The organism is Streptomyces sp. NPDC033229 (assembly GCF_055576875.1).
The window spans coordinates 191,541-216,832 of the sequence record NZ_JBVIQR010000008.1 but is presented as its reverse complement, the minus strand read 5'-3'; the positions used below and the strand labels follow the sequence as shown (position 1 = coordinate 216,832).

The following is a 25,292-nucleotide window of genomic DNA, read 5'->3' as shown; positions in this document are numbered from 1 at the left end:
CCATCCCTACGGCGCACCAATGACAGCCATACCCAGAGCCCCCGGGCCCTCCGATCTTACGAATGACCAGAGCAACCACCCTTGAAAGGTAGGACATCCAATCGGTTGACCGGCTGGACGCCGCGTTCGACCTGGGACAGCCAGCTTGTGGTGCGGCCGATCTCTGCCGCCAGGTCCCGCTGGGTCAGTCCGCACTGGTTACGCAGCTCTGCGACCCGCGCGCCGAACGCGCGCCGCCCTTCGGGTGTCACCGTCCTGCTCACACCTTTCCGTCGACGCGCTCCAGGAAGGTCACCTCGGTCCGGGAGACGAACTCCTCGCGCGCTTCGAGGAACTTCTTGATGTGCGGCTGCTGTTCGTGCGCGTCGAACGCGGCACGGTCCTTGTACAGCTCATAGAACACACGGACTTTCGGCTCACCCGGGACGCGGTGGTTCACGTACACCACCGTGCCCTGCTCATAGCGCCCGATGTCTTCCAGCGTTCGCGACACCAGCTCATCGAAGGCTCCCGCGGCATCGGCGTCGCGCAGCGTGAAGCGTACGACCAGGCCAAAGCCTGTGGTCATGTTCGCTCTCCTCTCAGGCCGCACCAAGACTGTCAGAACCCGCCCAACAGGGGTAGCCGCAGAGCTCCTTGACTAGCAGAAAAACTGTGAGTAGCTTCGCAGTTACAGTGCGAGTCGCTGTGATTCCGGCAGCCGAAGCGCCGCCGCGCCGCGCCCCGGGACGGCGGCCGGCACGAGAACAAGAAGAAGCCCCGGCGGATCCTGACTCACAGGTGCTGGTAACACCGCGTGGGTCTCCGCCGAGGCTGACATCTCACCCCTGAGGCAAGCAGGAGGTTCGATGCAGATCCAGGCTAGCGGGCCGCAGCCAAAAGCCGTTCAGACCCTGACAGGGCCCTGCACCAAGTGCAGAGAGATCAAGGAGAAACGCTGGGAAGCCGTCCGCCAGGGCAACACCCCCGTGGCTGAGGCAACAACTGTGGCGATGGGACGGCACCTTCGCGCGGAGCACTCATGACGTCCGTCCGGGCCGCCCTCGAAACCATCGCACTGTTGGCGAGTCTGGGACTGTTCAGCCGCCTCATGGTCAGACGACCGGTCCTGCCGTCGGGCTCGACCATCGCTCCACACCGCGAAACAGGAGGGGCCGATCCACCCGCGAAGCCGCACCAGGTCACGGCGGACAGGGGATCATTCAGCCCCAAGCCGCCCGGCCTCAGATGCCCCCACCCCGAGGAAGCCTGGGCGGCTGCCGACGGAATGATGACCTGCTCCGGCTGTGGAACCCGCCGCGTCATCGACTTCCGGGCACTCGGCCCCGCGCTCGAGCCCCCCGAGAGACCGGAGCCCTACGGCCCCACCGTCACAGGTACCGGCACCCTGAAAGACAGCCGACTGATCGCGGCAGGCGACACGAGCCAGTCCCGCGCGGCCCTGCTCAAGAAGGTGCGCGAGGCGAACAGGCGGAGTGGTGAGGTGCTGTGAGCCACCGCCGTCGCACGGCGGGAGGCACGGAGGGGCCCCGGCCCCGGCCGGTACCAGGGCCCCCGAGCGCGGCAGCGCACGGGCGTCAGCCCGCCACCGCCTCGTACAGGCTGAACCCCGCCAGCGCCAGCATCAGCACCGCCGCGATCCGTGTGATCAAAGCCAGCGGCACCCGCTTCATGAGGGTGCGGCCGCCCACGATGCCGAGGCCGGCCACCGACCAGAGGGCCAGGACCGCGCCCACGCCGACCGAGACGGGGTCGTCGTAGCGGGCGGCGAGGTTGGCGGTCATGATCTGGGTGAGGTCGCCGAACTCCGCGACGAGGATCAGCATGAAGCCCGCGCCGGAGACCTTCCAGAAGGACTGGTCGGCGGGCTTCTTGATCTCTTCCTCGCCGTCGTCCTTCTTCAGCAGCAGCATCGCCGCGCCCGCGAGGAAGAGCAGGCCGACGACGGCCTGGACGAGGCGGTGCGGCAGGAGGGTCAGGACGCTGCCCGCGGCGATGGCCAGGGCCACGTGGACGGCGAAGGCCGCGGCGACGCCGACGAAGACGTAGCTCGCGCGGTAGCGGGTGCCGAGCATCAGGCCGGCGAGAGCGGTCTTGTCCGGCAGCTCGGCCAGGAAGACGACCCCGAAGACCAGGGCGGCGACGGTGAAGCTGAACACAGGGTTTCCTCTGTCGGTGTGGGCTGCGCGCACCGAGGGACGGGGCCTGCGTGGAGATCAGGGGTCGCTTCGGCACGGCAGCGTCGTGGACACTGCGGCCGAAGGTCTCGCTGGCGGATGAAAGACATCCGCCTCCGGGCGCCGGCTGAGCGAACTCAGCAGTATGTCGACGGTCCGGCGAAGAGCTACTCCCCTTCTGCTCCCTTCAGGGTACAGGCACCTTGGTGGGGGCACCCCGGTGCAGCAGCCCCCTGGCGATCAGTTCCAGGGTGACGGCCACCGCCACCACCTGCACGGCCATCAGCGCGACCAGCACGAACATCTGCACCGCCCCCGCCAGCAGCGGCGAGGCGCCGCCCAGCAGCATGCCCACGAAGGCGCCCGGCAGCGTGACGAGGCCCACGGTCCGGGTCTGGTCCAGGCCCGGCAGCAGGGCGTCCGAGGCGGCCGGGCGGGCGATCTCCAGCCGGGCCTCGCGGTCGAGGAAGCCGAGGGCCATGGCCGCCTCCACCTCGCCGTGCCGGGTGCGCAGCTCGTCCAGGGCGCGCCGTCCGGCGAGGACCGTCGCGGTCAAGCCGCCGCCGATGAGAATGCCGGTGACCGGGATCAGCGCGATGCCCTTGTACGGCACGAGCCCGGTCAGCAGCAGCACGGCGACGACCGGCAGCACCGCGCCCCCGATCGGCACGGCCGCCCACCACCACGTGCCGTTGTCCGTGACGCGGCGGCCCGCCGTCCGGACGGCGACGGCGAACATGAGCAGCACGAAGCACAGCAGCAGCGGGGCCGCCCGGACCACCCAGCCGATCAGTGCGGAGACCGCCGCCAGTTGCACAGCCGCGCGCAGCCCCGCGACGGCGATCTGGCGGGCGTAGCCCCGGCCCCGGTCGCCGGTGAGGCGGGCGAGCGCGGCGACGGTGACGGCGGCGGCGAGCAGGGCCGCGAGGACCACCCAAAGGGCGGTGTCGACGGGCAGCAGGACTTCGGCGGCGAGCACGCGGCCACCCTACGGTCGGCGAAGTTCCCTGCTGAGGCGCGTGGGTGGCGGCGTGTCAGCGATCGCGTCCGAGGGGTTGATCACGCTCCCGCCCCCTTGCTTTGACATGGCCGCGTCGCCACGCTGTTACCCGGCGACCACCCTTCGGCAACCCGTCGCCGCGATCCTGGCCGCGCCCAGACGGCCGACAGCCCCCCACTCCAAGGGAGTTCCCATGTCCGGTATACGCGTCACCTCTGCTCCGCGCGGCGTCTACGCGCGTCGTGCGGCCGTCGGCGGCGGCCTCGCCGCCCTGGTCGGCACGATCGTCCTCAGCGGCCCGGCCGCCCACGCCGCGCCGCCCGCCCCGGCGGACGCCGCGACCGCCCGTACGTACCTGGGCGAGCTGACGGTCAAGAGCGAGGGCTCCATGGACGGCTACAGCCGCTCCAAGTTCCCGCACTGGAGCAGCCAGGGCGGCGCCTGCAACACCCGCGAGGTCGTCCTCAAGCGCGACGGCGAGGACGTCCGGCAGGACGACAAGTGCGCCGCCGTGGAGGGCCGCTGGTTCTCGCCGTACGACGGTGCCACCTGGGAGGACGCCCAGGACATCGACATCGACCACATCGTGCCGCTGGCGCAGGCGTGGCGCTCGGGCGCCAACACCTGGACGACCGCGCAGCGGCAGGCGTTCGCCAACGACCTGACCCACTCGCAGCTGATCGCCGTCACCGACCGGGTGAACCAGGCCAAGGGCGACAAGGACCCGGCGCAGTGGATGCCGCCGCTCGCGTCCTACGCCTGTACGTACACGCAGATGTGGGTCACGGTGAAGCACCACTACAAGCTGACCGTCGACCCCGCCGAGAAGACCAAGCTGGCGGCCGTCCTCAACGGCTGCTGACCCGCGCGAACTTCACCCGGAATGGGAAACTCCGTGCTCCCCTCCCTCGTTTCGTACCGTACGGGATGACGGAGGGGAGACCGGCATGACGGCAGCCCTGCGACTGGGCCCGCTGCTGCGGTACGTCGACTGGCAGAGCGGTACGAGCGCCACCGTGTGGGTCGAGACCGACCGGAGTTGCGAGGCGGAGGTCCGCTGCGCCGACGGCGCGGGCGGCTCGGCGCGCACCTGGCAGGTCGCCGGGCACCACTACGCCCTGGTGCCGGTCACCGGCCTCACGCCGGGCAGCGAGACGGCGTACGGCGTGTTCCTGGACGGCGAGCCGGTGTGGCCGCTCGCCGGGTCGGCCTTCCCCGACAGCACGATCCGCACGCCCGCGCTCGGCGCCGACGGCGGCGGTGACGACACCGTGCGGGTCACCTTCGGGTCCTGTCGTTGGTCCGCGCCGCCTCCGGAGGCGGAAGGCGTCCGCGCGCGTGCCCGTCTGAAACCCTTCGGCCCGTTCGGACCGGACGCGCTCGACACCTTGGCGAGCGACATGGCCCGCGACATGGCGCATACGGAAGCCGAGGACGGCACCGGCGACCACCGGCCCGACGTCCTCGTGCTGCTGGGTGACCAGGTGTACGCGGACAAGACCTCCGAGGCCACCCGGCGCTGGATCGCCGAGCGGCGCCCGCTCACCGAGCCGCCGGGACACCAGGTCGCGGACTTCGAGGAGTACACCCGGCTCTACGACGAGTCCTGGAGCGACCCGGAGGTCCGCTGGCTGCTCTCCACCGTCCCGAGCCTGATGATCTTCGACGATCACGACATCATGGACGACTGGAACACCAGCGAGGCGTGGCGGTCCCGGATGCGGGCGACGCCGTGGTGGCGGGAGCGGGCGGTCAGCGGCCTGATGTCGTACTGGGTGTACCAGCACCTGGGCAACCTCTCCCCCGCCGAGCTCGCCCGCGACGAGCTCTACAAGGCGGTCAGCTCCGCCGCGGACGGCACCGAGGCACTGCGGGAGTTCGCCGCCCGCGTCGACGACGACCCGGCCGAGGCCCGCTGGAGCTATCGCCGTGACTTCGGGCGCGTACGGCTGGTGATGGTCGACACCCGTACGACGCGCGTCCTCGGGGAGGGCGCGCGGGCCATGCTCGCCCCCGCCGAGGCGGACTGGCTGCGCGGCGAGGTGCTGGACGGCCCCGGCTCGTACGACCACCTCCTCATCGGCACGTCGCTGCCCTGGCTGCTGCCACCGGCGGTGCACGACGCGGAGACCTGGAACGCGGCCCTGTGCGCCGGGGAGCGCGGGGCCCGCTGGGCGCGCGTGGCCGAAACCGTGCGCCAGCGGGCGGACCTGGAGCACTGGGCGGCGTTCCCCGCGTCGTTCACGGAGCTGACCGAGCTGATCACGACGGCGGGCAGCGGGCCGGACGCGCCCGCGACGATCAGCGTGCTGGCCGGTGACGTCCACCACGCGTACGTCGCCGAGCCCGCCCTGCCGGACACCGTGCGCAGCCGGGTCCTCCAGCTCACCTGCTCCCCGGTGCACAACAACATCCACACCGCCGTGCGGCTCGGCTTCCGCTTCGGCTGGAGCGGGCCGGGGCGGCGGCTGGGGCGGGCGCTGACGCGTCACGGGCGGGTGGGGCGTCCACCGTTCGACTGGGACAGGGTCGGCGGCGGCCCCTGGTTCGGCAACCAGCTGATGACGCTGACCCTGCGCGGCCGCGCCGCGCGGCTGCGGCTCGACCAGGCGCGCGCGGAGGGGAACGACGCCGGGAAGCGACTGTCCACGGTCCTGGACATGAACGTGGACGTGGATGCGGAGGCGGCGGGGGTGGAGGTGGAGGAGCCCGCCGAAACCAGGGCGCGTGTTCGAACGAAATAAGAAACTTGAACTTGCAAGTATCGTTAGGGGTACCTAACCTGGAGCCCTCGTCGTTTCCTGTCCCCGCCACGAGGAGCCCATCCATGCCCCCCACGTCTTCGGCCTCGGCGCTCACCGCCCGGCTCGACGCCGCCCGCCCCTACGTCCTCTCCGCCTTCCGCATCGTGGTCGGCCTGCTCTTCGCCTGCCACGGCGCCGCCTCCCTGTTCGGCGTCCTCGGTGGCGCGGTCGGCGGCGGCACGATCTCCGCCGGCACCTGGCCCGGCTGGTACGCCGCGGTCATCCAGCTCGTGGGCGGCGGCCTGGTGCTGCTCGGCCTCGGCACCCGCAGCGCGGCCTTCATAGCCTCCGGCTCCATGGCGTACGCGTACTTCGACATGCACCAGAGCAGCGCCCTGTGGCCGCTGCAGAACGGCGGCGAGGCCTCGGCGATGTTCTGCTGGGCCTTCTTCCTGCTCGTCTTCACCGGTCCCGGCGCCCTCTCGCTGGACCGCCTCTTCTCCCGCTCCGGTGGCGAGGACGCCCAGGCGTCCGCTCCGCAGCGCACCCCCAGCGCGGTCTGACCGCGAGGGCGGCCCCGGGTCGTCCGCACCGCCCGTCACCAGGAGGGGTCCGGCACCGCCGGGCCCCTCCTGGTGCGTGACCGCGCCGCACTTGTGGTGCGCCGACGAGCCCCTCACGGCCCGTGACGTTCACAACATCACAACCCCCACTCCCGCGCCCCAGGAGCCCCAGGCGTACGCTGTACGGTTGTGAAGGCCGCCCCTGCCGCTCCCCTGCGACGTCGCGGCGGGGGACCGTACCGGGAGATCAGGACGTGCTGGAGCAGTTGGGGGCGTTGGCCACCACGCCATGGATTTATGTGATCGTCGGCTTGTCCGTTCTCCTTGACGTTTTCCTCCCGGTGCTGCCGAGCGGGGTCCTGGTGATCACCGCCGCCACCGCGGCCGCGGGCACCGCCGCCGACGCGGCGGCCGACGCCGCCCGGGGCCACGCCGGATTCGCCGAGATGTTCGCTCTCGTGATGTGCGCCGCCACCGCGTCCGTTCTCGGCGACCTGGTCGCCTACCGCCTCGCCTGGCGCGGCGGCGACCGCTTCGACCGTGCCATCTCCCGCTCCCGCCGGCTGACCGCGGCCCAGGCCAAGCTCGGCACGGCGCTGCTGCGCGGCGGTGGCCCGCTCGTCGTGCTGGCCCGGTTCGCGCCCGCGGGGCGGTCCGTGGTGAGCCTGGGCGCGGGGGTGGCGCATCGCAGGGCCGCCGAGTTCCTCCCCTGGTCCGCGCTGGCGGGTCTGACCTGGGCGGCGTACAGCGTGAGCCTCGGCTACTTCGGCGGCCAATGGCTGGGGGCGACCTGGTTCGGCACGGCCGTCTCGGTCTTCGCGCTCTTCGCCGCCGGCTCGGGGGCGGCGTTCCTCATGACCCGCCCGGAACCCGCCGAGGCACCGACCACCCCGTAGGCCCCGTACACGCACTCGTACACACCCCGGGTACGCACCCGTACGCACCGGCTACGCACCCGCACGCGCCCGCTTCGGCGCCGACCGTACGAAGTGGGTCCCGACGCGGTAGCGCGGGAATACCGAAGCCGCGCGAGCGGGCCCGCGCAGCCGGGCCGGTGGAGCGGTACAGGGGATTCCGTACGCCGGTGGGACGCGGGCGCGCGAGAGCGGCGGAAGGCGGGGCGGGGGCGGGATCAGGCCCGGCTCACCCTGCGGGCGGCTTCCTTGCGCAGGGCGCGTCCACAGCCCCGCGCGTACGCCCGCTGGAAGAGGGGCACCAGCGGTCCGGCGGCCTGGGTGAACCAGCGCGCGGGCCGGCTGAAGGCGGTGACGGTCAGCGTGACGTTCCCGGCGTCGTCGATCGTCACGACGAACGCCTCCTCCCCCGTCTCGGGGTGGCCCGGCAGGGTCCCGTACGCGAAGCCGGCCTGCCGCTCCTCCCGTAACGCCCAGGCCACCGCGCAGGGGCCGGAGATCCGCAGGGGGCCGATGCCGACGCCGGGGGTCACGGTGACGCCGTACGCGGCGGGAGGCGTGCCGTCGGGGATCCGCACCCCCGCGGCCCGGTGCATGCCCCAGGTCAGCACGGCGTCGGCGGCCGCCTCGAAAACGGCCCGGCCGTGGCCCGTGGGCGTGCTGACGCGGAGGTGGGAGTACCCGCCGGGCAGCGGATCCCGCCCGGTGGCTCCCACCTCCGGATAGGTGAATCGCGGCGCCACGGGTGCGGTCAGAGCTTGGTCAGCTTGGTGAAGGGCCCCGGAATCCGCTCCTGGCGCGATGCGAAGTCGACGAGCACGGCGATGCCGTCCTCGACGCCGATGACCCGTCCGAGACCGTACCGGTCGTGTGTGACGCGGTCCCCTACGGCGAAGTGCTCGACCGGAAGCGTCACGGGCGGGGTGTTGAAGGGGCTGGTGGGCAAGTAACGTCGGGTCGCTCTTGGCTTCGTCATTGGCTTCAGTATGCGCCCTCGACGGGCCGGGGGTGGCTGGCATGGGACGGCGGCCCGGTTCCGAGAAGGAGCCGGGCCGCCGTCGTCGTGCGTCGCAGGATCGTCCGGAAGATCACCCAGGGGCTGTTGGTGATCATGCGGAGAAGCCGCCGGGGACCCCCGTCGGATCGACGGGAGACCACTTGAGAGCCCCTTTCGGGGTCGCGCGGGCGTCCCTGCGGGCGCCCTACGGGCCGCTCGCGCGACCTCGCGGGTCAGTGCGCGGTCAGTGCGCCTTGGTGAAGGCGTCCTTGTTGAACGCGGTCATGCCGTTGGCCCACAGCGAGTTGACCCGGCTGCGCTCGGCGCTGTTCGGGTTGGCGTTCCGGCAGGAGGGGCCGGGGCCGCCGCCGGACATCAGCTCGCTGCACGGGCCGGAGTAGTGGTCCGGCAGGCCGAGGACGTGACCGGTCTCGTGGGCGGTGACGCGGGTGGAGTCGTACTGCTGGTTCTGCCGGTAGTCGAGGAAGACGTAACCGCGACCGTGGCCGTCGGTGCTCGCGTAGGAGCCACGGGAGTCGTTGCCCTCGCGGTACGTGAAGTCCGCGTTGGTGCCCGCACGCAGCTGGACGTTGCTCACGGAGCTGTTCCAGATCCGCGCGCTGCTGGCTATCTGGGCGGCGAAGCTGGGGGCTCTGCTGGCGTCGTAGGTGACGGTGACGGCGCGCAGGCCCGGCTTCGCGGCCTGCTTCGCCTTCGCGGACTTCATCACGGCCTCGAAGAAGGCCTTGTTGTTCGCCTCCTCGGCCGCCGAGCCGACGTACGAGGACTGCGTGAACTGCTGGTCGGTGTGCGCCGTCGCCGCCGAAGCGGGCACGGCCGTCATGCTCGCGGCCAGTCCGAGGCCGAGTGCTGCCGAGAGCACCATCGTGGAGCGGTTCATGTGGGGGACTCCATTCGTTCCGAGCACCTTCGGCCGCACGGGGTGGACAGGCGGCCGAGGAGCGTCGGGTGAACTCTTTGGTCCCGGAGAGTCTCTGACGAGATATCAATGGTGCGGATGATGCCAAGTGGCCATAGCACCGATCAATCACCTACCCTGCCCCCGCTGTGTCTGGTGTGACGCACGAGGCGCGGTTATGCTCCCCCCGTGGAGCTAGAGGTCAGGCACCTCCGTGCGCTTTTGGCCATAGCCGACGCGGGAAGTGTGCGTAAAGCGGCGTTACAGCTGGGCATGACCCAGCCCTCCCTCACCACTCAGCTCAGCCGGATCGAAGGGGCCATCGGCGGCCTCCTCTTCACCCGCGGCCAAACCGGGAGCCGGCCGACACCGCTGGGTCACTCGGTGCTGTCCCGGGCGCGGCCCATCGTGGCCGAGATGACCGCGTTGGTGACGGCCGCCCGGGACGCGGCGGTGGGCTCCGGGGGCTCGCGCCTGCGGATCGGCAGCATCGGCAGCCGCGCCGTGACGGGCTGGCTGGGGCGCGTCCACACCCGCCTGCCCGACACGGACACCACGATCCATATAGAGGTGTCCGCGGACACGCTGCTCCAGCTGCTGGCGACGAACCAGCTCGACATCGCCCTGATCCACGAGTTCGACGGCTTCCCCCTGACCGTCCCGCCGGGGGTGGAGCGACGCATGCTCGTCGCGCGTGAGCCGAGGTTCGTCGCCCTGGCCGCGGGTCACCCCGCGGCGGACCAGCCGGTGATCAGACTCCCGGACCTCGCCGACGAACCCTGGATCGTCGACCCGACGGCCGACGACGAATGCGCGGCGCTGCGCCGCGCGTTCACCTCCGCGGGGCTCGACCCCCGCCTCGTGCATGTCCGCGACAGCACGACCGCCGCCGAACTCGTCGCCTCCGGCGAGGCCGTACGCCCCTGCCAGCCCACCGCCGATCCGGCGCCCGGCACGGTGCTCCGCCCCCTGCACGGCGACCCCCTGGCCGCCCGGCTGTTCCTCGCGTCGAGACCCTGCTCCATGCCACCGGCCGAACTCGACGCCCTGTTCGGCGACCTCCAGGACGCGTACGAACAACTGATCCGGGCCAACCCCGCCTACCGCGCCTGGCTCCACCGCCACACCAGCCCGCTGCTACGGGTCCCGGACCGCCCCGACCGATCGGGCCGTCCGGACCGGCCGGATCAGTCGGGGCGGCCCCATCAGTCGGGCCGCCCCGGTCGGCCCCCGAGGACGGAACCGCCCGCGGCGTGAGGCCGCGCGCCTCGTCGACCTCACAGGCCTCGTCGGGGGGGCGCTGCCCGCCCGTGTCGAGACGTGCGCCCCTCCATGCTCGCGGAATGACAGACTGGCGTGGATGAAGGGACCGAGAGAGGGGCGACGCATGTCCGGAGCACGTCGTCAGGAGAGCCGCGACGCCATCACCGTGGAGATCAGCTACGCGGTGGCCAGCGGCTGCGCCGTGGCCGCGCTGCTGTTCCTCATTGTGGCGAGCCCCGCCCTGTTCCTGGATCTGGGCCGCGGTGCGGAGTCGGCGCTGTTCACCTGCGCGTCCCTCCTGGCGGCCGTCGGTTTCGTGATGCGGGCCGTGACCCTTCTGCTCAGGCTGCGCCGGGCGCTGGACAACCAGGACGGCTTCGCCGACCCGCGCTGAGGGCACGGGCGGACGCTTTCGACGCCGCCTCGGCGGCCGGACCGTGAGCGCACGTTCCGACAATGACAGATGAGGCGCGTTCTCCCGTTCAACTGCTCGGCACCCCGCACACCCCCGAGTGATATTTCCGTTTTCTTGGAAAAATAGGGATTCCGGAGACTTCCAGGGGAGCGGAATCAGCCACTCCTTTACCCGTACATTACCCATGGCGTACCGGACCCGGGCAGCAGAAGCGCAGGTCGGGCCCGTACCGGGGGTAGCCCCCGACGGCGGGCGGCACGCTATGGATCCGGCCAGAAATCTTTATGGCCTGTTCTCATTGATCGACAGCCCGCTAGTGTGGTGATCGCCACCGAAAAAGTGATTTCGAGGCACTGGCACCACCCGACGCATGGATTACCGGCCGACGTCCGGGATGATTCGGTCCCCGAACCCGGGACCCAAGGCCGCGCATGTCCCATCGAGATGGCGCACCACGAATTCAATTCTCCCTGTGACGCATGTGCGTCCAAAGGCCCGATACCGGTCCGACACCCCTGGCATTTCCTGGCGGGAGTCTTGCCGTGAGATCCCGCCGGGAAAGGCCGTATCCGCGTCCCGGTGCGAAAGAACCACCACGCAGCATTCCGAATGCAGTACTCGACATAAAGAGACGGAGGAGAGCGCGATGGAGCAGAAGATCGCCGCGTTCATGAACGAGCAGGACCTCGGCGCACTCGAGCAGGGCTACCAGGACGACGCCGGCCCGGTCCTGGCCACCCCCGTGGCGGCCGTTGCCACCTGCTGGTACGTCGGCGGCGCCGTCGCCGGCGCCGGTGCCGTGGTCGGTGCGTACGTCACCGGCCGCATCAACGGCTGAGCCTTCATCCCATAAACACCACCGAAAACACCACCGAAGGGAAACAAGCGCGATGAGCAAGATTATCGACAGCGTTGTCGCCGTCACCCCCGAGAAGCTGACGGACGAGACCCATGGCGAGTTCGGCGCGATGATGCCGATTCAGGCCACCCCGGCCCTGGTCGCCTTCGGCGTGGGCTTCGCCGGCGGTGCCGGTGCCGCGTGGGTCACCGTCCAGGCGTACGAGGCCGGCGCCAACGACTGACGTCCTGCCGGACTGAGCGCCACCTGTTGAGAAGCCCTGCGGGCTTCTGAGAGTGCCCTGTGGGAGCTGTCCGCCCGGGGGCGGGGAGGGTCTGTCGGGCCGCGGCGGAATCGCGGCCCGACAGCCCTCTCGACTCTACCCTCAGCCGATTCGACGCGGAGCAAACTTTCGGCATGCAGCTGATAAAGAAGCTTACTTCTTCGCTTTTTTCTCCGATTCCGATTTCCCGGGACCGGGCGATAGGCATATCGGAACGACTTGCGGCCCTTTCCACTCTGTCCTCTTCCCTGGAATACCTCCACCAGCACCGGAATCTGGGCCCCGGCGGGCTCAATGACTGGGAAATCATGAAGCAGACGCCGGAGAGCAAGATTCCGGCCGTTCAGAAGCTCACCGACGCCGTGAGCGGCAGGCGCACCACGCTGGCCCTGCACGCCACGCGCGCCGCCTGCAGCCTGGGGATGCTCCTGCCGGGGAACGGCAAGTGGCGGGCGGCGGGCAACCTCTACCTCGGTGTCTCCACCACGCTTCTGCAGGCCCGCCACCGATACGGCACGGACGGCTCGGACCAAGTCGCCACGCAGGTGCAGGCGGTCACCGGGCTGGCGCGGCTGTCGAACAGCCCGCAGGTCAAGGATGCCCTGATGTGGTATCTCGCGATCCAGGCCAACATGTCCTACGCGACGTCCGGTTGGGCGAAATTGGCGGGCACGAAGTGGCGTGACGGCTCGGCCCTGCCCGGCGTGCTGCGGACCCGTACCTACGGCTTCGAGCGCGCGTACCGGCTGACGCAGCGCTACCCCCGGGCCAGCAGGCTCACGCAGCACGCGGTGCTGGCGATGGAATGCCTTTTCCCCGTCGTCTATCTGGCGGGCGGGAAGTTGACCCGGCCGATGATCGGCGCGGCCGGGAGCTTCCATATCGCCAACGCGTTCGTCATGGGCCTGGGCCGGTTCATGACCGCGTTCCCCGCGATGCACCCCATGGTCGCCTACACCACCGCGCCCAGGACGCTGCCGGTGGTCGCCGGCCGGGACGACCGGATGGTCAAGACCGCGCTGGTGCTGCTGGCCGGCGGCGTCACCGCGTCGGCCGTGCTGGCCACGCAGCGGCGGGCCCGCGCCGTGGAGGGCTGGCCTAACTCCCGTACCGTCACCACGCGTTACGGCAATGTGCTGCGGTACGACACCGGCGGCCGGGACCTCGCCGACCGCCCGGTCCTCGTCTTCAACCACGGCCTCGCCTCGACCACCGAGCACTTCGCGTGGATCGTGGAGCGCCTGGCGTTCGACCGGGGCCAGCCCGTGGTGACCTACGCCCGGGCCGGCTACGGCCCGAGCCGCCGGGTGAAGGAGTCCCCGTACAGCATCCAGGAGTCCGTGGACGACCTGGTGGACCTGATCCGCCAGGCCCTGCCCGAGGACCGCAAGGTGGTGCTCGTCGGGCACTCCCTGGGCGCGGAGCTGAACCGGCGGGCCGTGGCGCAGCTCGGTGACCGGGTGGCCGGCGTCGTCTATCTCGACCCCTCGCACCCGGCGCAGCTCATCCGGTCGGACAAGCAGCGCAAGGGCAGCGAGCTGTTCACCGACTCGATGACGGACATGGCGCGCTGGACGAAGCTGGGCTTCGGCTCGCTGATGACGCGCCCCCGCTGGGTGGACCATCTGCCCTACGCCTACCGGGACAAGGCGTTCGCCCTCTACACCGACTCACGGCTGTGGACGGCGGCGGCCCGGGAGTGGAAGGCCGTGCGCGAGGAGTTCCAGTCCTTCGAAGGGGACCTGCCCCCGGTGCCGGCCCCGGGCCTGGTCGTCGCGGCGCAGGTGACGGTCGACATCGACCCCGAGCAGTTGCTGATGTACCACGACATCGTCCGGGCCCACCGGGCGGCCGGACGGCACGGGGACGTCACGGTCGTCGAGCGCGGCGGGCACGACACGATCCTGACCGACGCCCGTCACGCGCGTACCGCGGCGGATCTGATCGCGGACTTCGTGAACGGTCACTGCGTGCCGCCGGCCGTCGAGGGCCCGGCCGGGGAGCTCCCGGGAAAGGCGAGTGAGAAGAAGTGAACCCCACCACCTTGCTGAAGGACGCCTTCACCGGCCCCGGCGCCCTGACCCGGCTCGCGGGCGCGGCCCTGCTGCTGACGACGCTGTCCGCGCAGCACCCGCATCCGGCCTTCGAGCGCGGGCGGGAGAAGGACCTGTTCTCCCTCGTGCCGAACTGGAAGTTCTTCGCGCCGAACCCCGCGACGCACGACTACCACTACCTCTACCGCACGCTCGACGAGAGCCGTGAGACGTCGCCCTGGATCGAACTCGACCTGATCCAGGACCGCAGGATGATCCAGGCGTTCTGGTTCTCCTCCCGCCGCACGGAAAAGGCGGTGTTCGACATCTGCAGCGCCATCATCAAGAACATCGCCAAGGGCGAGGACCCCACCGGATCGCCGCCCTTCCGGGTCCTCGCCGAGTTCATCAGGAAGCAGATCAGGGACGCCCCGAACGTCTCCGAGGTGCGCGGCTTCCAGTTCTCCGTGGTGCGCGCGAGCGGGCACGACGACAGCGAGGATCCCGAGGTTCTCTACGTCTCCACCTATCAGGCGATGAACCCCGTCTCCCCGGGCTTCCTGCGGGCCGCCTGAGACCGGGACCTCCGCGACGGGGGTCCCACGCACACAGAAACGGAGAACCCATGACGATCGCGGACATCGGCTACGGCAAGCAGTTCGAGGGCTGGTACGACCGCATCTTCCAGGACGACGCCTCCGCGCGGGTCGCCGTCGAGGCCCTGGCCGGCCTCCACCCGGACCCGGCCTCGGGCACGCTGGAGTTCGGCGTCGGGACCGGCCGGATCGCGCTACCGCTGTCGCACCGCGTCGGCCCGGTCACCGGGGTGGACTCCTCGCCGGAGATGCTGGCGGCCCTTGCGAAGAAGGCCGACGAGGGCGAGGTGACCGCCGAGCTCGGCGACATCCGGACCTACCGCGGCGAGCGGAGTTACGGCCTGGTCTACTGCGTCTGCTCCACGCTCGCGCAGATCCTCGACCCCGAGGGGCAGCGGGCAGCCATCGCCCGCGCGGCCGAACTGCTGCGGCCGGGCGGCCGGTTGGTGGTCGAGACCCACAACCGGCCGGGCATCGTAGCCCAGCACGAGGGGCAGACGCGCACCACGATATTCGTGCCCTACCCGGAGCCGAACACGGGCATCCAGATGCACGCCACGCTCCTGATGGACAACCGCGTCTGGCAGGTGTCCACGGTGTGGTTCGAGGCGGACGGCACCCACCGCATCGGCACCGAGGCCGTGCGCCTGCTCACCCCCGACGAGGTGGACGGCTACGCACGGGACGCGGGGCTGCGGCCGGAGGGTCACTACAGTGACTGGCAGCGGACGGCGTACTCCCCCGCGGCCGGTCTGTTCGTCGCGTCCTACACCAAGTCCGCATGAATCTCCGGGAGATAGTCCGCCGCCACCAGGTTCTGCTGATCATCGGTGTCGGCATGGGCCTGGTCGGCGCGGCGGCCACGCTCGCCCAGCCCTGGATGCTGGGCCGGCTGATCGAGGCCGTGGCCCTGGACAAGCCGATCGCCTGGACCGTCACGTTCATCGCGGTGTTCTTCGTCGCGGACGCGGCACTGAACGCCGGACACGCCTACGCGATCGGCCGGGCCGGCGAGAACATCGTCTTCGACGCCCGGCGCGTCCTGGGCGGCCGGCTGCTGCGCAGCCAGTTCCCCGCCTTCTCACGCCTGGAGCACGGTGACGTCTTCGCGCGCACCGTGTCCGACACCTCCATCGCCTGTCTGGTCATCGCGCAGGCGCTGGCGCAGGTGGTCACCTCCGTCTTCATGGTGGCCGGCGGCATCGTGCTGATGGCCCTGCTCGACTGGAAGCTGCTGCTCGCCACGGTCGGCTGTCTCGGTCTGGCCAGCGGCGGTGCGCTGCTGCTGGCCCGCCAGGTGCGCATCGCCGCCCTGAAGAACCGGGAGAACATCGGCGCGTTCGGCTCGGGGCTGCAGCGTGTGCTCGGCGCCATCACCACGGTCAAGGCGTCGCGCGCCGAGGAGCGGGAGACCGAGGAACTGGCGCGGCTGGCCGACCGGGTGCGGCACAGCGGGATCCGGGTCACCGGGTTCAGTTCGCTGCTCACCCCGGCGATGAACGTCGGCACGCAGCTCTCGCTCGCCGTCGTCATCTCCTGGGGCATGGCCCGGGTCGCCACCGGGTCGCTGTCGCCCGCCGACCTCACGTCGTTCGTGATGTATCTCTTCTACGTGGTGTCGCCGCTGGTGATGCTCTTCATGTCGATCGGCCAGATCCAGCAGGGCCGCGCCGCCATCCAGCGCGTGACGGAGCTGGGGGCCATCCCGCAGGAGGAAGAGGAGGATCAAAAGGAGGGGGACGAAGCGCCCGGGGAGCGCGCGGCCGTCCTGGAGTCGGCCCCCGCGGTCCGCTTCGAGGGCGTCGGCTTCTCCTACCAGGAGGACGTCCCGGTGTTGCGGGACGTCTCGTTCAGCCTGCCGCGGCGCGGCCTGACCGCGATCGTCGGTCCCTCCGGCGCCGGGAAGACGACGACGTTCCAGCTCATCGAGCGTTTCCACCGGCCGGACTCCGGCACGATCCATGTCGCGGGCCACGACACCGCCACCCTCAAGCTCGCCGAGCTGCGGTCGCTGGTCGGCTACGTCGAGCAGGACGCGCCGCTGCTGCGCGGCACGATCCGCCAGAATCTGACGTATGCGAACCCCGACGCCAGTGCCGCGGACATCGCCCGCGCGCTGCGGCTCGCCAGCCTGGAGGACTTCGTCGCCGCTCTGCCCGACGGGCTCGACACGGTGCTCGGTGAGCGCGGCGCGGGCCTGTCCGGCGGCCAGCGGCAACGGCTCGCCATCGCGCGCACCTTGCTGCAACGGCCTGAGGTGATCCTGCTGGACGAGGTCACCGCGCACCTGGACAGCGACACCGAGGCCGCGCTGCGCGACACGATGGCGGAGGCCGCCGGCGAATGTGCCGTGCTGGCCATCGCGCACCGGCTGTCGACCGTCGTGCAGGCCGACCGCATCATCGTGATGGAGGAGGGTCGCGTGCGGACGATCGGCACCCACCGGGAGCTCATCGCGTCCGACGAGGTGTACCGGCGGCTCGCCAGCCAGCAGTTCGCGGCCGAGGACGCGCTCACATGACGCGCGCCGACGTCGCCGTCGTCGGCAGCGGCCCGAACGGTCTGGCCGCCGCCGTCACCCTGGCCCGCGCCGGGCTGACCGTGCACGTCCACGAGCAGGCCGCCGCGATCGGCGGCGGTCTGCGCGGCGAGGCCCTGTTCGACTCCGAGGTGTGGCACGACATCTGCGCCGCCGTGCATCCGATGGCGGCCGCGTCCGCGTTCTTCCGAGAGTTCGACCTCGCGGCCCGCGGCGTCCGGCTGCTCCAGCCGCCGATCAGTTACGCGCACCCGCTGGACGGCGGCGACGCCGCGTTCGCCTACCGCGACCTGGCGCGGACCTGCGCCCGGCTCGGCCCGGACGGCGGGCGCTGGCGGCGGCTGATGGAGCCACTGGTGCGGCACAGCACGGGTGTCACCGACTTCCTGCTGTCCGGCCAGCGGTCCCTCCCCTCCGACTTGGCGGCCCCGCTGCTGCTCGGCCCGCGCGTGCTCGACCACCTCCTGCGGGGCGGCGGGCTGCGCACCGAAGCTGCCCGCGCCCTGCTCACCGGGGTCGCGGCGCACGCGGTGGGCCGGCTGCCCAGCCTGCCCGCGGGCGCCATCTCGCTGCTGCTCGGGCACCTGGCGCACGCGACCGGCTGGCCGCTGCCGCAGGGCGGCAGCGTCCGCATGGCCGAGGCGCTCGCCGACGACCTGCGGGCACACGGCGGGGTGCTGCACACCGGCCACCGGGTCACCGACCTCGCGGAGCTGGACGCCCGGGTGATCATGCTGGACACCACACCGCGCGGCCTGCTGGCCCTGGCCGGCGACCGGTTGCCGCCGCGCTACCGCCGAGCTCTGGAGCGCTTCCGCTACGGCCCCGGCGCGGCGAAGGCCGACTTCCTGGTCAGCGAGCCCATCCCGTGGGCCGACCCCGAGGTGGGCCGGGCCGGGACCGTGCACCTGGGCGGCACCCGCGCCGAGACGCTCAGGGCGGAGAACGCGGCCGTCCGGGGCGCGGCCGACGAGGAGCCGTTCGTGCTGCTCGTCGACCCGGCCGTGACCGACCCCGGCCGTGCCGTGGGGGGCCGCCGCCCGGTGTGGGCCTACGCGCACGTGCCCAACGGCGACACCCGTGACCCGGTGCCGCTGATCACTCGTCGCATCGAGCGGTACGCCCCGGGGTTCGCCGACACGGTCCTCGCGGCGCGCGGCGTGCCGGCGGCCGACTACGAGCGGTACAACCCGAACTACCCCGGCGGCGACATCGGCGCGGGAGCCATCACGCTCACCCAGTCGGTCCTCAGACCGACGCCCGCCTGGAATCCGTACCGCACCCCCCTGCCCGGGGTGTATCTGTGCTCCGCGTCGACGCCGCCCGGCCCCAGCGTGCACGGCATGTGCGGCCACTTCGCCGCCCGGGCCGCCCTCCGCCGCGAGTTCCGTATCACCACAACGCCGCCCCTGGGGCCCGAGGGCGGTGCCATCCCCGTCAAGACAACCAGGAGAGCACCATGAGCAGCACGCACCGCCCCACCGCCGCGGAGGACTTCGCCGGGTACCTCCGCGCCTACCACGCCGACGCCTTCGACGGGGAGGACCCGGTCGAGGAGGTCTGGGACCGCTACCACCTGCCCGACGGCACCCACCGGGTCAACGGCCGGGAGTGGGACCGGAAGAAGATCCTGCGCGGCGTCCGCTCCCGGCGCTCCCTCGGCGCGCCGTACGAGCTGTACATCCACGAGGTGACCGTGGAGGGGAACCGGGCCGCCGCCCGGTACACGATCGGCACGCCCATGCTGTGGAAGGTCCAGAGCGCCACCGACACGGCCGTCTTCGCCGAGCTGGCCGAGGACGGGCGGGTGGCCCGTACCGACATCTTCTCCGCCGGCCGCGCCGGCTGGTCGGGGCCGGGCAAGGACGACCCGTTCGACAGCGCGTCCCGCCCCGCGCCGGGCACCGCCCCGGCGCCGCCGCCCGCCTCCGGGGCCGAGCCGACCCCGGCCCAGGACCCGGCGCACTACCTGCGGGCCTTCTACGCCGCCGGGTACGACCCGGCGGTCCCGGCCGCCGACGCCCACGACCGCTTCCACACCCCCGACGCGCTGCACCAGATCGGGGGGAAGGTGATGCAGCGCTCCGGCGTCCTGAAGGCCCTGGAGGAGGGCCGGAAGCTGGGCCACACCTACCCGGTGGACGTCCACGAGGCGCTGCGCGAGGGCAACCGCTTCGCGGCCCGCTACACCACGAGCCACGACGGGAGGCCGACGCGGCGCCAAGAGGTCTTCGCCTTCGGCGAGTTCGCCCCCGACGGCCGCGTCCGGCTGGTCCGTTTCGTACTGCAACCCGGCTACGGGGCGTAGGGGTCCGGCCGGTCCGCCGCGCCGGCCCGGGCAGGGGCGAAGCAGGTGTTGTCGGCGGGCACACCGTCGTGCTCCTGACCGTCGTCGTCCTGGTACCGCCAGCTGAAGCGCAGGCCGTGGGCGGAGGTGAGGTCGGGACCGTCCATGAGCTGGAAGTGCAGATGGGGCTCGGTGGAGTTCCCCGAGTTGCCGCACTCGGCCAGCACCTGCCCGGCCGTGACCCGGTCGCCCACGGCCACCTTCAGCGAACGGCGCCGCAGATGCGCGAAGACGGCATACACCCCGCCGCCGAGGTCGAGGACGAGGTGGTTGCCCAGCAGATGCCGGGGAGAGACGAGGGAGCGCACGAAGCCTTCCGGGACCACGTAGAGCACTCCGAACAGCGAGGAGCGCGACAGATGGTCCCGCTGCCCGTCCCCGGCGGCCACCACCCGCCCGTCCGCCGGGGCGAGCAGCGGCTCACCGAACGCCGGATAGTCCTCGGGCCGCCGCGCCACCGGCCAGAACCACACGGGCTCCGGCGCCGGGCGGCGGGCCAGGTCGATGGCGTAGGTCTGCGCGAGATTGTGGGTATGGCTGGGCACCTTGGTGGCGGGCCCGTTGCGCGCCATCCAACGGCCGTTCACGGGCACGTCGAGCGCCAGCGGCGGCACCTCGTCGCGTGGTGGACGCTGCGCGAGGGTCATCGCCCGGCGCATCAGCAGACCGACGACGACCAGGGCGAGCCCGGTGAACCATAACGGCCCGACGCCTTGGGAGTTGACGACGATGCACACGGTGCCCGCGGCCACGACGAGGCCGTAGCGCTTCCAGACGTTCTGCAACATGGGGGCCTTCCATAAGCCGAACCGGCAGAGGGGGCCAGCCTCGCAGATACGGACGGGGCGGAGGTGGCCCCGGATCAAGAAAGTAGCCCCGGGGGTCCCGCCGGAGCCGCCGGTCGGCTCACCCCAGTGGCACGCGTGCGAACCGTTCCCACTCATACATCCGGTGGTCGCGGTTCAACACGATCAGCTCCACACTCTCCAGCCGCGCGGTGGCAGGCTCCGCCTCAACCCCGGCCAGGACATCCGCCACCAGCGACGCCGGGCCTTCCGCGTTGCTGTAGGCAATGGAGATGTGGGGAGCGAACCCGTCCTCGGGCTCCGGAACGGCGGCCCACACCGCCCCGATCGCTGCCCGGATTGCAGCCCGCACCGTCCTGGGCGGCTCGCCGGGCGAGGCCTCCCACCGGATGGCCTCAGGGGTGATCTCCGGGCGCTTCATGGTGAGTTCAAAGGCTGGCACGCGGCTCAGGCGCGTAGCGGCAGCGTCGACGATCGCCTTGGCGTCCTGCTCGGATACCTCGTCCACGAAGCCGAGCCCCTGCATCGTCAGGTGCAGCCAGCGGTCCGGAACGAGGTCCAGCCCGGCGACCGTGGCCAGGCTCTGCCGGTACTCCCCCGCGAGACGATGGACGTCAGGGGACTCCTGGAAGGTGAAATGCCAGGTGTAGAACTTCCGGCCCGGCCGCCAACCCGGCCGCCACCACCAGTGATCCGCCATGCGCGCTGGTTGAGTGCTCATGCCCCGGAACCTTCTCAGCCTCTCTCTGCCCTGGCGAGAGGGCGACCTGGCCATCACGGCCACGAGTTCACGCATACGAACCGAAGGCCCGCCGGCCCCGCACCGTGTCGACCCTCCAGGCAGCTACTGGCTGCTTACCGCACCCGACAGCAACAGCGCTCTGTGCGATCCGGGCGCGGTGCATGAGCTGATCCGGGCGCAGCAGACAGCGGCGGAGGCGGGCTGATGACGAGCGCGGGAGGAGGTAAGCAGTACTGCTACCAGTGCGGAAAGTACAAGGAGGGCACCCTGCTGGTGGACACGGTCTACGGCGACCAGGTCGCGAAGAAGATCTACCAGTGCCAGGACTGCCGGAAGCGGCGAGCTTCTCGCCGCTCGCCCGGCTAGTCGGCGCGGCTCCATTGGGGCCCGACAGCCTTCGTGGGGATGTGGACTGTATGTGGACTCTGATCAAGCAGAAGACCCCCGGTCCGAGGGGACCAGGGGCCTTGCACAGGCTTTCACCTGCAATGACATCTGTGGGCACAGACGGATTTGAACCGCCGACATCTGCTTTGTAAGAGCAGCGCTCTACCGCTGAGCTATGCGCCCCGAACGAGGGGACAGCCTACATGGCCCGGCCCGTATCCCCGCAAACCCGGGTCGGGGTGGGGATAACCCCACCCCGAAGCAGGGAGTGGGCTACATGCCGCGCACCACCCGCCGGTCCCTAGAGTCGGGGAGCGCCCCTCAAGTCCCGATGCCTAACCCACGGAGTCCCACGTGCTTCCCCGCTCTCGTCGCCGCACCGCCGTCCGTCTGTCCCTCGTCGTCGGTACGGTGCTGGCCGCCGGGGTGACGCTGACCGGGTGCGGCGGGGCCCATGCCGAGGACGCGGAGCCGGAGCGGCGGACGTTCTCGCTGGAGGGGCGGGAGCTGACCGTGGACGCGGACAATTCCGAGCTCGAGCTGGTGACCGTCGACGCGAAGACCAAGGACCTCAAGGTCACCCGGTGGTTCGACGGGTGGACCGTGGGCGGGGAGTCGAAGGCGACCTGGGCGATGAAGGACGGCACGCTCAAGTTGCGGGAGCACTGCGACGGGCTGATGAACAGCTGCGCGTCGAAGCACCGCATCGAGGTGCCGCGCGGGGTGAAGGTCACCGTGCGGGACCACAACGGCAAGGTGCGGGCGCGGGGCTTCGACACCGACCTCGCGGTTCACACCGACAACGGGAAGATCGACGTCGCGGACTCCAAGGGCAACCTCGACCTGTCGTCCTCGAACGGTGGGATAGCCGCCGCCCGCGTCGCCCCCCAGCGGGTGAAGGCGGCCTCCTCCAACGGCGCGGTGCGCCTCTCGCTGACCCGCGTCCCCGACCGGGTGGAGGTCTCCAGCGACAACGGCGCGACGAAGGTCGAGCTGCCCCGCGCCACGTACGACGTGATCGCGGAGAGCCAGAACGGCAAGGTCGACGTGGACGTCCCCCGCGACAGCGCCAGCCACCGCAAGGTGACCGCGCGCACCCAGAACGGCGAAGTCACGGTGCGAACCGCGAACTAACCGGCCCGTGTGTTCGTCCTTAACGGGTGGGAGAATGGCATCCGGGCCTGGGGCGATCCATCGGGAGAGGGCAAGTGACGGCGACCTTCGCGCAGTCCGTACGACCGGCACGTCGCCGTTTCAGCGCTGTGGCGGCCGTGGCCCGGGAAACGGTCGCGCTCGCGCTGCTGCCGCTCCCCCTGCTGGTCGCCATGGCGCCCGCCGCCTTCGCCGGCGGGGGCACCCGCCGCTGGGGCTGGGGCCGTGGCGAGGAGCAGCGGGCGGACGCACAGGCGGCCAAGGACGCGGCGGCCGCGGCGTTCTACGAGCTGGACACCGCGCAGCGTGATCTGCGGATCTCCATCGAGACGATCACCGCGGTCGACTCCTCCCCCGCCGCCCGCAAGGCGGTCGGCGACTTCGCCGACCTCGGGCAGCGCATCGACCAGGTCTCCCACGCCTACATCACCGCCGTCGACTCCCACGACCTGGACCGCGAGGGCCTCGACGGGGCGTCCGCCGCCCGCGCGCGGGGCGATCTGACCCGGGCCAAGGACGAGCTGGAGCGGGTCAAGGCCGAGCTGGAGCGGTTCGGGCAGAGCCTCGGGCCCCTGCTGGGTACGGCGGAGACGCAGCTGGCACGGCTCGCACCCGCCGTCGAGCGGGCCCGGCAGGGGCTGCTCGCCGCCAGTAACGCGCTGGACGCCGTCCGGGCCTCCGGGATCAAGGCCGACGACCTGGCCGCGCGGCTCGCCGCGCTCTCCCCCGAGCTGACCAAGCTCAACCAGGGCGCCGGACAGCACGGCGTGCAGGAGACCATCCAGCGTGCCGACCGGGTACTGCGGGAGGCCGAGGCCATCCGCGGCGAGGCCGACCACCTCCCGCAGAAGGCCGCGGACCTCGACAAACGGCTCGTCTCGCTGCGTACGCGCGCACAGGCGATCACCACCCGCGCCTCAGGCGTCGCCCCCGTCCTCAGCGAGCTGCGCCGCCGCTACAGCGCCGCCTGCTGGCAGGACCTCCAGCAGGTGCCGGAGGAGGCCGAGCGCGCCGTCCGGCAGGCCGAGGAGAAGCTGGCCGAGGCACGGACCGCGCGGGACGAACAGCGCTGGCCGGACGCCACAGCGCGACTCGCGACCGTACGGGCCCTGTTGAACACCACGGAGGAGGCCGTCTCGGCGGCGGGCGACCGGCTGCGGCGGCTGGACGAGGTGTCGTTCGACCACCAGAAGGAGGTCGACCGGACCCGCTTCGCGATCCGCGACGCGCAGCGGCTCGCGATGGCCGGCCGCAGCACCCCGGACCCGCGGCACGCCCGCCCCCTGGACGACGCGGTGGCCCGGCTGGACCGGGCGGTCGCGGGCCTGGAGGGCCGCCACCCCGACTGGTGGCACTTCCTCACCGAGACGGAGGCGGTACGGCAGTCCGTCGCCCGTGTGGTCCAGGAGATCCGTGAGGAGCGCGGCCGCTGAGGCACCGTGGCCATCGGCCGCCGCCCCGGCCCGTCGGCTGGTTATGCTGCCCGCATGCCTCGCTACGAATACCGCTGCAAAGCCTGTGGTGACACCTTCGAACTCAACCGGCCCATGGCCGAGTCCGGCGCCCCCGCGAGCTGCCCCGAAGGGCACACGGACACCGTGAAGCTGCTGTCGACCGTCGCCGTCACCGGTGGCGCGGCTTCCGCTCCGCGGTCGGGCGGCGGGGGCGGAGGCGGCGGTTGCTGTGGGGGCGGTTGCTGCGGCTGAGGCCGGATCCGGCGGATCTTCGGCTGCGGGCCGCCTGTGCCGCCTGCGGCGGCGAGCGCCCTGCGGGCGCGTCCTCAAGCGCCGGACGGGCTTGACAGGGCTGAGCTCAACCCCTCCGACCCCTGAGGGCACAACGGCCCGTCCCGCGCTTGTGGACTACACCCGGCGCGCCAGGGTCAGCCCGTCCGCGACGGTGAGCATGACCGACTCCACCCGCGCGTCGGCCCCCGCGTGCTCGTTGAACGCGTCGACCGACGCGGCCATGCTCCCGGCGGCCGGGTCGACGACCTCGCCGGCGAAGAGGACGTTGTCGACCACGACGAGACCGCCGGGGCGCAGCCGCGGCACGATCTCCTCCCAGTAGTCGATGTAGCCGTCCTTGTTCGCGTCGATGAACGCGAGATCGATGTGCGGCTCGGCGGGCATGGCGCGCAGGGAGTCCAGGGCGGGCGCGATCCGCAGATCGATCCGGTCGGCCACCCCCGCCTCGGCCCACGCCTCCCGCGCGTACGCCGTCCACTCCTCCGAGATGTCGAGGGTGATCAGCGTGCCGTCGGCGGGCAGCGCCTGGGCCATGGACAGCGCCGACAGACCCGTGAAGGTACCGACCTCCACGATGTGCCGGGCGCCGGTGAGCCGCACGAGGAAGGCCAGCAGCGGGCCCTGTTCCTCGGCGATCTGCTTGACGGCCTCACCGGGCAGCGCGGTGCGGGTGATGTCGACCAGGGCGCGCTGCGCGGAGTCGAGCGCGGGGTTGTGGGCGAGTACGTACGCGTAGAGCTCGGGGGTGAGCGGTGGCCTTTTGATCTCCATCGGACGATCTCCTCGGCTTGCCGGTCGAAAAGAGTACGGCTCGGCGGGGCACCGGGAT

29 protein-coding genes and 1 tRNA gene are annotated in these 25,292 nt (G+C 71.5%); 19 read left to right on the top strand and 11 right to left on the bottom strand.

Going from position 1 to position 25,292, the window contains the following annotated elements; all coding sequences use genetic code 11:
• Nucleotides 1-56: 56 nt before the first annotated feature.
• Both ACZ53N_RS10610 and ACZ53N_RS10605 read right to left on the bottom strand, forming a co-directional pair.
• Nucleotides 57-251, bottom strand: a complete 195-nt coding sequence (locus tag ACZ53N_RS10610) for a helix-turn-helix domain-containing protein (protein ID WP_469140523.1) — start codon at nt 249-251, stop codon at nt 57-59.
• Nucleotides 252-259: 8 nt separating this feature from the next.
• Complete coding sequence (locus ACZ53N_RS10605) at nt 260-568, bottom strand: putative quinol monooxygenase (RefSeq protein ID WP_469140522.1); 309 nt, start codon at nt 566-568, stop codon at nt 260-262.
• 453 nt (nt 569-1,021) lie between these two features.
• Here ACZ53N_RS10605 and ACZ53N_RS10600 point away from each other — a divergent pair, with 453 nt between their 5' ends.
• Nucleotides 1,022-1,492: a DUF6255 family natural product biosynthesis protein gene (locus tag ACZ53N_RS10600; RefSeq protein WP_469140521.1), complete on the top strand. Its 471-nt coding sequence runs from the start codon at nt 1,022-1,024 to the stop codon at nt 1,490-1,492.
• Nucleotides 1,493-1,577: 85 nt separating this feature from the next.
• Here ACZ53N_RS10600 and ACZ53N_RS10595 read toward each other — a convergent pair whose 3' ends face one another.
• Nucleotides 1,578-2,159: a TMEM165/GDT1 family protein gene (locus ACZ53N_RS10595; RefSeq protein WP_130877553.1), complete on the bottom strand. Its 582-nt coding sequence runs from the start codon at nt 2,157-2,159 to the stop codon at nt 1,578-1,580.
• A gap of 205 nt (nt 2,160-2,364) precedes the next feature.
• A complete protein-coding gene (locus ACZ53N_RS10590; RefSeq protein ID WP_469140520.1) occupies nt 2,365-3,156 on the bottom strand; it encodes an ABC transporter permease in 792 nt (263 codons plus the stop codon).
• A 214-nt stretch (nt 3,157-3,370) separates the two neighbouring features.
• Here ACZ53N_RS10590 and ACZ53N_RS10585 point away from each other — a divergent pair, with 214 nt between their 5' ends.
• The 4 genes from ACZ53N_RS10585 to ACZ53N_RS10570 all read left to right on the top strand — a co-directional run bounded on the left by ACZ53N_RS10585 (nt 3,371) and on the right by ACZ53N_RS10570 (nt 7,380).
• Nucleotides 3,371-4,039, top strand: a complete 669-nt coding sequence (locus ACZ53N_RS10585) for an HNH endonuclease family protein (RefSeq protein WP_469140519.1) — start codon at nt 3,371-3,373, stop codon at nt 4,037-4,039.
• Between the two features lie 85 nt (nt 4,040-4,124).
• The gene (locus tag ACZ53N_RS10580) at nt 4,125-5,921 is read left to right on the top strand and encodes an alkaline phosphatase D family protein (RefSeq protein ID WP_469140518.1); all 1,797 of its coding nucleotides are present in this window, start codon (nt 4,125-4,127) and stop codon (nt 5,919-5,921) included.
• An 83-nt stretch (nt 5,922-6,004) separates the two neighbouring features.
• Nucleotides 6,005-6,484, top strand: a complete 480-nt coding sequence (locus ACZ53N_RS10575) for a DoxX family protein (RefSeq protein WP_469140517.1) — start codon at nt 6,005-6,007, stop codon at nt 6,482-6,484.
• Nucleotides 6,485-6,738: 254 nt separating this feature from the next.
• Nucleotides 6,739-7,380: a DedA family protein gene (locus ACZ53N_RS10570; protein ID WP_469140516.1), complete on the top strand. Its 642-nt coding sequence runs from the start codon at nt 6,739-6,741 to the stop codon at nt 7,378-7,380.
• Between the two features lie 236 nt (nt 7,381-7,616).
• Here the strand turns inward: ACZ53N_RS10570 and ACZ53N_RS10565 are convergent, their stop codons facing one another.
• From ACZ53N_RS10565 to snpA, 3 genes are all read right to left on the bottom strand, one after another.
• Entirely contained in the window at nt 7,617-8,141 is a 525-nt protein-coding gene (locus ACZ53N_RS10565; RefSeq protein ID WP_469140515.1) for a DUF1990 family protein, read from the bottom strand.
• 8 nt (nt 8,142-8,149) lie between these two features.
• On the bottom strand, nt 8,150-8,374 hold the full coding sequence (locus ACZ53N_RS10560) for a hypothetical protein (RefSeq protein ID WP_130877559.1): 225 nt from the start codon (nt 8,372-8,374) through the stop codon (nt 8,150-8,152).
• Between the two features lie 265 nt (nt 8,375-8,639).
• Nucleotides 8,640-9,296, bottom strand: coding sequence for a snapalysin (gene snpA / locus ACZ53N_RS10555; RefSeq protein ID WP_469140514.1), 657 nt, complete (start codon nt 9,294-9,296; stop codon nt 8,640-8,642).
• A 207-nt stretch (nt 9,297-9,503) separates the two neighbouring features.
• On the opposite strand from snpA, the gene ACZ53N_RS10550 reads away from it, so the two are divergent.
• From ACZ53N_RS10550 to ACZ53N_RS10505, 10 genes are all read left to right on the top strand, one after another.
• Nucleotides 9,504-10,571: a LysR family transcriptional regulator gene (locus ACZ53N_RS10550; protein WP_469140513.1), complete on the top strand. Its 1,068-nt coding sequence runs from the start codon at nt 9,504-9,506 to the stop codon at nt 10,569-10,571.
• Between the two features lie 130 nt (nt 10,572-10,701).
• On the top strand, nt 10,702-10,971 hold the full coding sequence (locus tag ACZ53N_RS10545) for a DUF6332 family protein (RefSeq protein ID WP_469140512.1): 270 nt from the start codon (nt 10,702-10,704) through the stop codon (nt 10,969-10,971).
• 667 nt (nt 10,972-11,638) lie between these two features.
• A complete protein-coding gene (locus ACZ53N_RS10540) occupies nt 11,639-11,830 on the top strand; it encodes a hypothetical protein (RefSeq protein ID WP_469140511.1) in 192 nt (63 codons plus the stop codon).
• 52 nt (nt 11,831-11,882) lie between these two features.
• A complete protein-coding gene (locus ACZ53N_RS10535) occupies nt 11,883-12,074 on the top strand; it encodes a hypothetical protein (protein ID WP_130877564.1) in 192 nt (63 codons plus the stop codon).
• Between the two features lie 347 nt (nt 12,075-12,421).
• Nucleotides 12,422-14,146, top strand: coding sequence for an alpha/beta fold hydrolase (locus tag ACZ53N_RS10530; protein WP_469140510.1), 1,725 nt, complete (start codon nt 12,422-12,424; stop codon nt 14,144-14,146).
• Nucleotides 14,143-14,721, top strand: a complete 579-nt coding sequence (locus tag ACZ53N_RS10525; RefSeq protein WP_469140509.1) for a hypothetical protein — start codon at nt 14,143-14,145, stop codon at nt 14,719-14,721. Before ACZ53N_RS10530 ends, ACZ53N_RS10525 begins: the two co-directional genes overlap by 4 nt.
• Nucleotides 14,722-14,771: 50 nt before the next feature.
• Entirely contained in the window at nt 14,772-15,527 is a 756-nt protein-coding gene (locus ACZ53N_RS10520) for a class I SAM-dependent methyltransferase (protein WP_469140508.1), read from the top strand.
• Entirely contained in the window at nt 15,524-17,263 is a 1,740-nt protein-coding gene (locus tag ACZ53N_RS10515; RefSeq protein WP_469140507.1) for an ABC transporter ATP-binding protein, read from the top strand. Before ACZ53N_RS10520 ends, ACZ53N_RS10515 begins: the two co-directional genes overlap by 4 nt.
• Nucleotides 17,260-18,744: a phytoene desaturase family protein gene (locus ACZ53N_RS10510; RefSeq protein WP_469140506.1), complete on the top strand. Its 1,485-nt coding sequence runs from the start codon at nt 17,260-17,262 to the stop codon at nt 18,742-18,744. Before ACZ53N_RS10515 ends, ACZ53N_RS10510 begins: the two co-directional genes overlap by 4 nt.
• Nucleotides 18,741-19,589: a nuclear transport factor 2 family protein gene (locus tag ACZ53N_RS10505; protein WP_469140505.1), complete on the top strand. Its 849-nt coding sequence runs from the start codon at nt 18,741-18,743 to the stop codon at nt 19,587-19,589. Before ACZ53N_RS10510 ends, ACZ53N_RS10505 begins: the two co-directional genes overlap by 4 nt.
• On the opposite strand, the gene ACZ53N_RS10500 is transcribed toward ACZ53N_RS10505, so the two are convergent.
• On the bottom strand, nt 19,577-20,416 hold the full coding sequence (locus ACZ53N_RS10500; protein ID WP_469140504.1) for a M23 family metallopeptidase: 840 nt from the start codon (nt 20,414-20,416) through the stop codon (nt 19,577-19,579). The two genes, ACZ53N_RS10505 and ACZ53N_RS10500, sit on opposite strands and share 13 nt — an antisense overlap.
• A 118-nt stretch (nt 20,417-20,534) precedes the next feature.
• Nucleotides 20,535-21,134 carry a 2'-5' RNA ligase family protein gene (locus tag ACZ53N_RS10495; protein ID WP_469140503.1) on the bottom strand — a complete coding sequence of 200 codons (600 nt, stop codon included), beginning with the start codon at nt 21,132-21,134 and terminating at the stop codon, nt 20,535-20,537.
• 246 nt (nt 21,135-21,380) lie between these two features.
• Between ACZ53N_RS10495 and ACZ53N_RS10490 the strand changes: the two genes are divergently transcribed.
• Nucleotides 21,381-21,542: a hypothetical protein gene (locus tag ACZ53N_RS10490; protein ID WP_469140502.1), complete on the top strand. Its 162-nt coding sequence runs from the start codon at nt 21,381-21,383 to the stop codon at nt 21,540-21,542.
• Between the two features lie 132 nt (nt 21,543-21,674).
• Here ACZ53N_RS10490 and ACZ53N_RS10485 read toward each other — a convergent pair.
• A tRNA-Val gene (locus tag ACZ53N_RS10485) sits at nt 21,675-21,746 on the bottom strand.
• A 171-nt stretch (nt 21,747-21,917) separates the two neighbouring features.
• Between ACZ53N_RS10485 and ACZ53N_RS10480 the strand changes: the two genes are divergently transcribed.
• The 3 genes from ACZ53N_RS10480 (at nt 21,918) to ACZ53N_RS10470 (ending at nt 24,421) form a co-directional block, all read left to right on the top strand.
• On the top strand, nt 21,918-22,697 hold the full coding sequence (locus tag ACZ53N_RS10480) for a DUF4097 family beta strand repeat-containing protein (protein ID WP_469140501.1): 780 nt from the start codon (nt 21,918-21,920) through the stop codon (nt 22,695-22,697).
• A 74-nt stretch (nt 22,698-22,771) separates the two neighbouring features.
• The gene (locus ACZ53N_RS10475; protein ID WP_469140500.1) at nt 22,772-24,148 is read left to right on the top strand and encodes a hypothetical protein; all 1,377 of its coding nucleotides are present in this window, start codon (nt 22,772-22,774) and stop codon (nt 24,146-24,148) included.
• Nucleotides 24,149-24,202: 54 nt separating this feature from the next.
• Complete coding sequence (locus ACZ53N_RS10470; protein WP_399931769.1) at nt 24,203-24,421, top strand: zinc ribbon domain-containing protein; 219 nt, start codon at nt 24,203-24,205, stop codon at nt 24,419-24,421.
• Between the two features lie 156 nt (nt 24,422-24,577).
• Here the strand turns inward: ACZ53N_RS10470 and ACZ53N_RS10465 are convergent, their stop codons facing one another.
• The gene (locus ACZ53N_RS10465) at nt 24,578-25,234 is read right to left on the bottom strand and encodes an O-methyltransferase (RefSeq protein ID WP_469140499.1); all 657 of its coding nucleotides are present in this window, start codon (nt 25,232-25,234) and stop codon (nt 24,578-24,580) included.
• Between the last annotated feature and the right edge of the window lie 58 nt (nt 25,235-25,292).

Coding starts and splice junctions, on each gene's coding strand:
- ACZ53N_RS10515 (WP_469140507.1), top strand. CDS start 15,524: ATGAATCTCCGGGAGATAGTCCGCCGCCACCAGGTTCTGCTGATCATC.
- ACZ53N_RS10585 (WP_469140519.1), top strand. CDS start 3,371: ATGTCCGGTATACGCGTCACCTCTGCTCCGCGCGGCGTCTACGCGCGT.
- ACZ53N_RS10495 (WP_469140503.1), bottom strand. CDS start 21,134: ATGGCGGATCACTGGTGGTGGCGGCCGGGTTGGCGGCCGGGCCGGAAG.
- ACZ53N_RS10600 (WP_469140521.1), top strand. CDS start 1,022: ATGACGTCCGTCCGGGCCGCCCTCGAAACCATCGCACTGTTGGCGAGT.
- ACZ53N_RS10605 (WP_469140522.1), bottom strand. CDS start 568: ATGACCACAGGCTTTGGCCTGGTCGTACGCTTCACGCTGCGCGACGCC.
- ACZ53N_RS10530 (WP_469140510.1), top strand. CDS start 12,422: ATGAAGCAGACGCCGGAGAGCAAGATTCCGGCCGTTCAGAAGCTCACC.
- ACZ53N_RS10575 (WP_469140517.1), top strand. CDS start 6,005: ATGCCCCCCACGTCTTCGGCCTCGGCGCTCACCGCCCGGCTCGACGCC.
- ACZ53N_RS10465 (WP_469140499.1), bottom strand. CDS start 25,234: ATGGAGATCAAAAGGCCACCGCTCACCCCCGAGCTCTACGCGTACGTA.
- ACZ53N_RS10540 (WP_469140511.1), top strand. CDS start 11,639: ATGGAGCAGAAGATCGCCGCGTTCATGAACGAGCAGGACCTCGGCGCA.
- ACZ53N_RS10510 (WP_469140506.1), top strand. CDS start 17,260: ATGACGCGCGCCGACGTCGCCGTCGTCGGCAGCGGCCCGAACGGTCTG.
- ACZ53N_RS10535 (WP_130877564.1), top strand. CDS start 11,883: ATGAGCAAGATTATCGACAGCGTTGTCGCCGTCACCCCCGAGAAGCTG.
- ACZ53N_RS10560 (WP_130877559.1), bottom strand. CDS start 8,374: ATGACGAAGCCAAGAGCGACCCGACGTTACTTGCCCACCAGCCCCTTC.
- ACZ53N_RS10580 (WP_469140518.1), top strand. CDS start 4,125: ATGACGGCAGCCCTGCGACTGGGCCCGCTGCTGCGGTACGTCGACTGG.
- ACZ53N_RS10505 (WP_469140505.1), top strand. CDS start 18,741: ATGAGCAGCACGCACCGCCCCACCGCCGCGGAGGACTTCGCCGGGTAC.
- ACZ53N_RS10520 (WP_469140508.1), top strand. CDS start 14,772: ATGACGATCGCGGACATCGGCTACGGCAAGCAGTTCGAGGGCTGGTAC.
- ACZ53N_RS10545 (WP_469140512.1), top strand. CDS start 10,702: ATGTCCGGAGCACGTCGTCAGGAGAGCCGCGACGCCATCACCGTGGAG.
- snpA (WP_469140514.1), bottom strand. CDS start 9,296: ATGAACCGCTCCACGATGGTGCTCTCGGCAGCACTCGGCCTCGGACTG.
- ACZ53N_RS10470 (WP_399931769.1), top strand. CDS start 24,203: ATGCCTCGCTACGAATACCGCTGCAAAGCCTGTGGTGACACCTTCGAA.
- ACZ53N_RS10490 (WP_469140502.1), top strand. CDS start 21,381: ATGACGAGCGCGGGAGGAGGTAAGCAGTACTGCTACCAGTGCGGAAAG.
- ACZ53N_RS10500 (WP_469140504.1), bottom strand. CDS start 20,416: ATGTTGCAGAACGTCTGGAAGCGCTACGGCCTCGTCGTGGCCGCGGGC.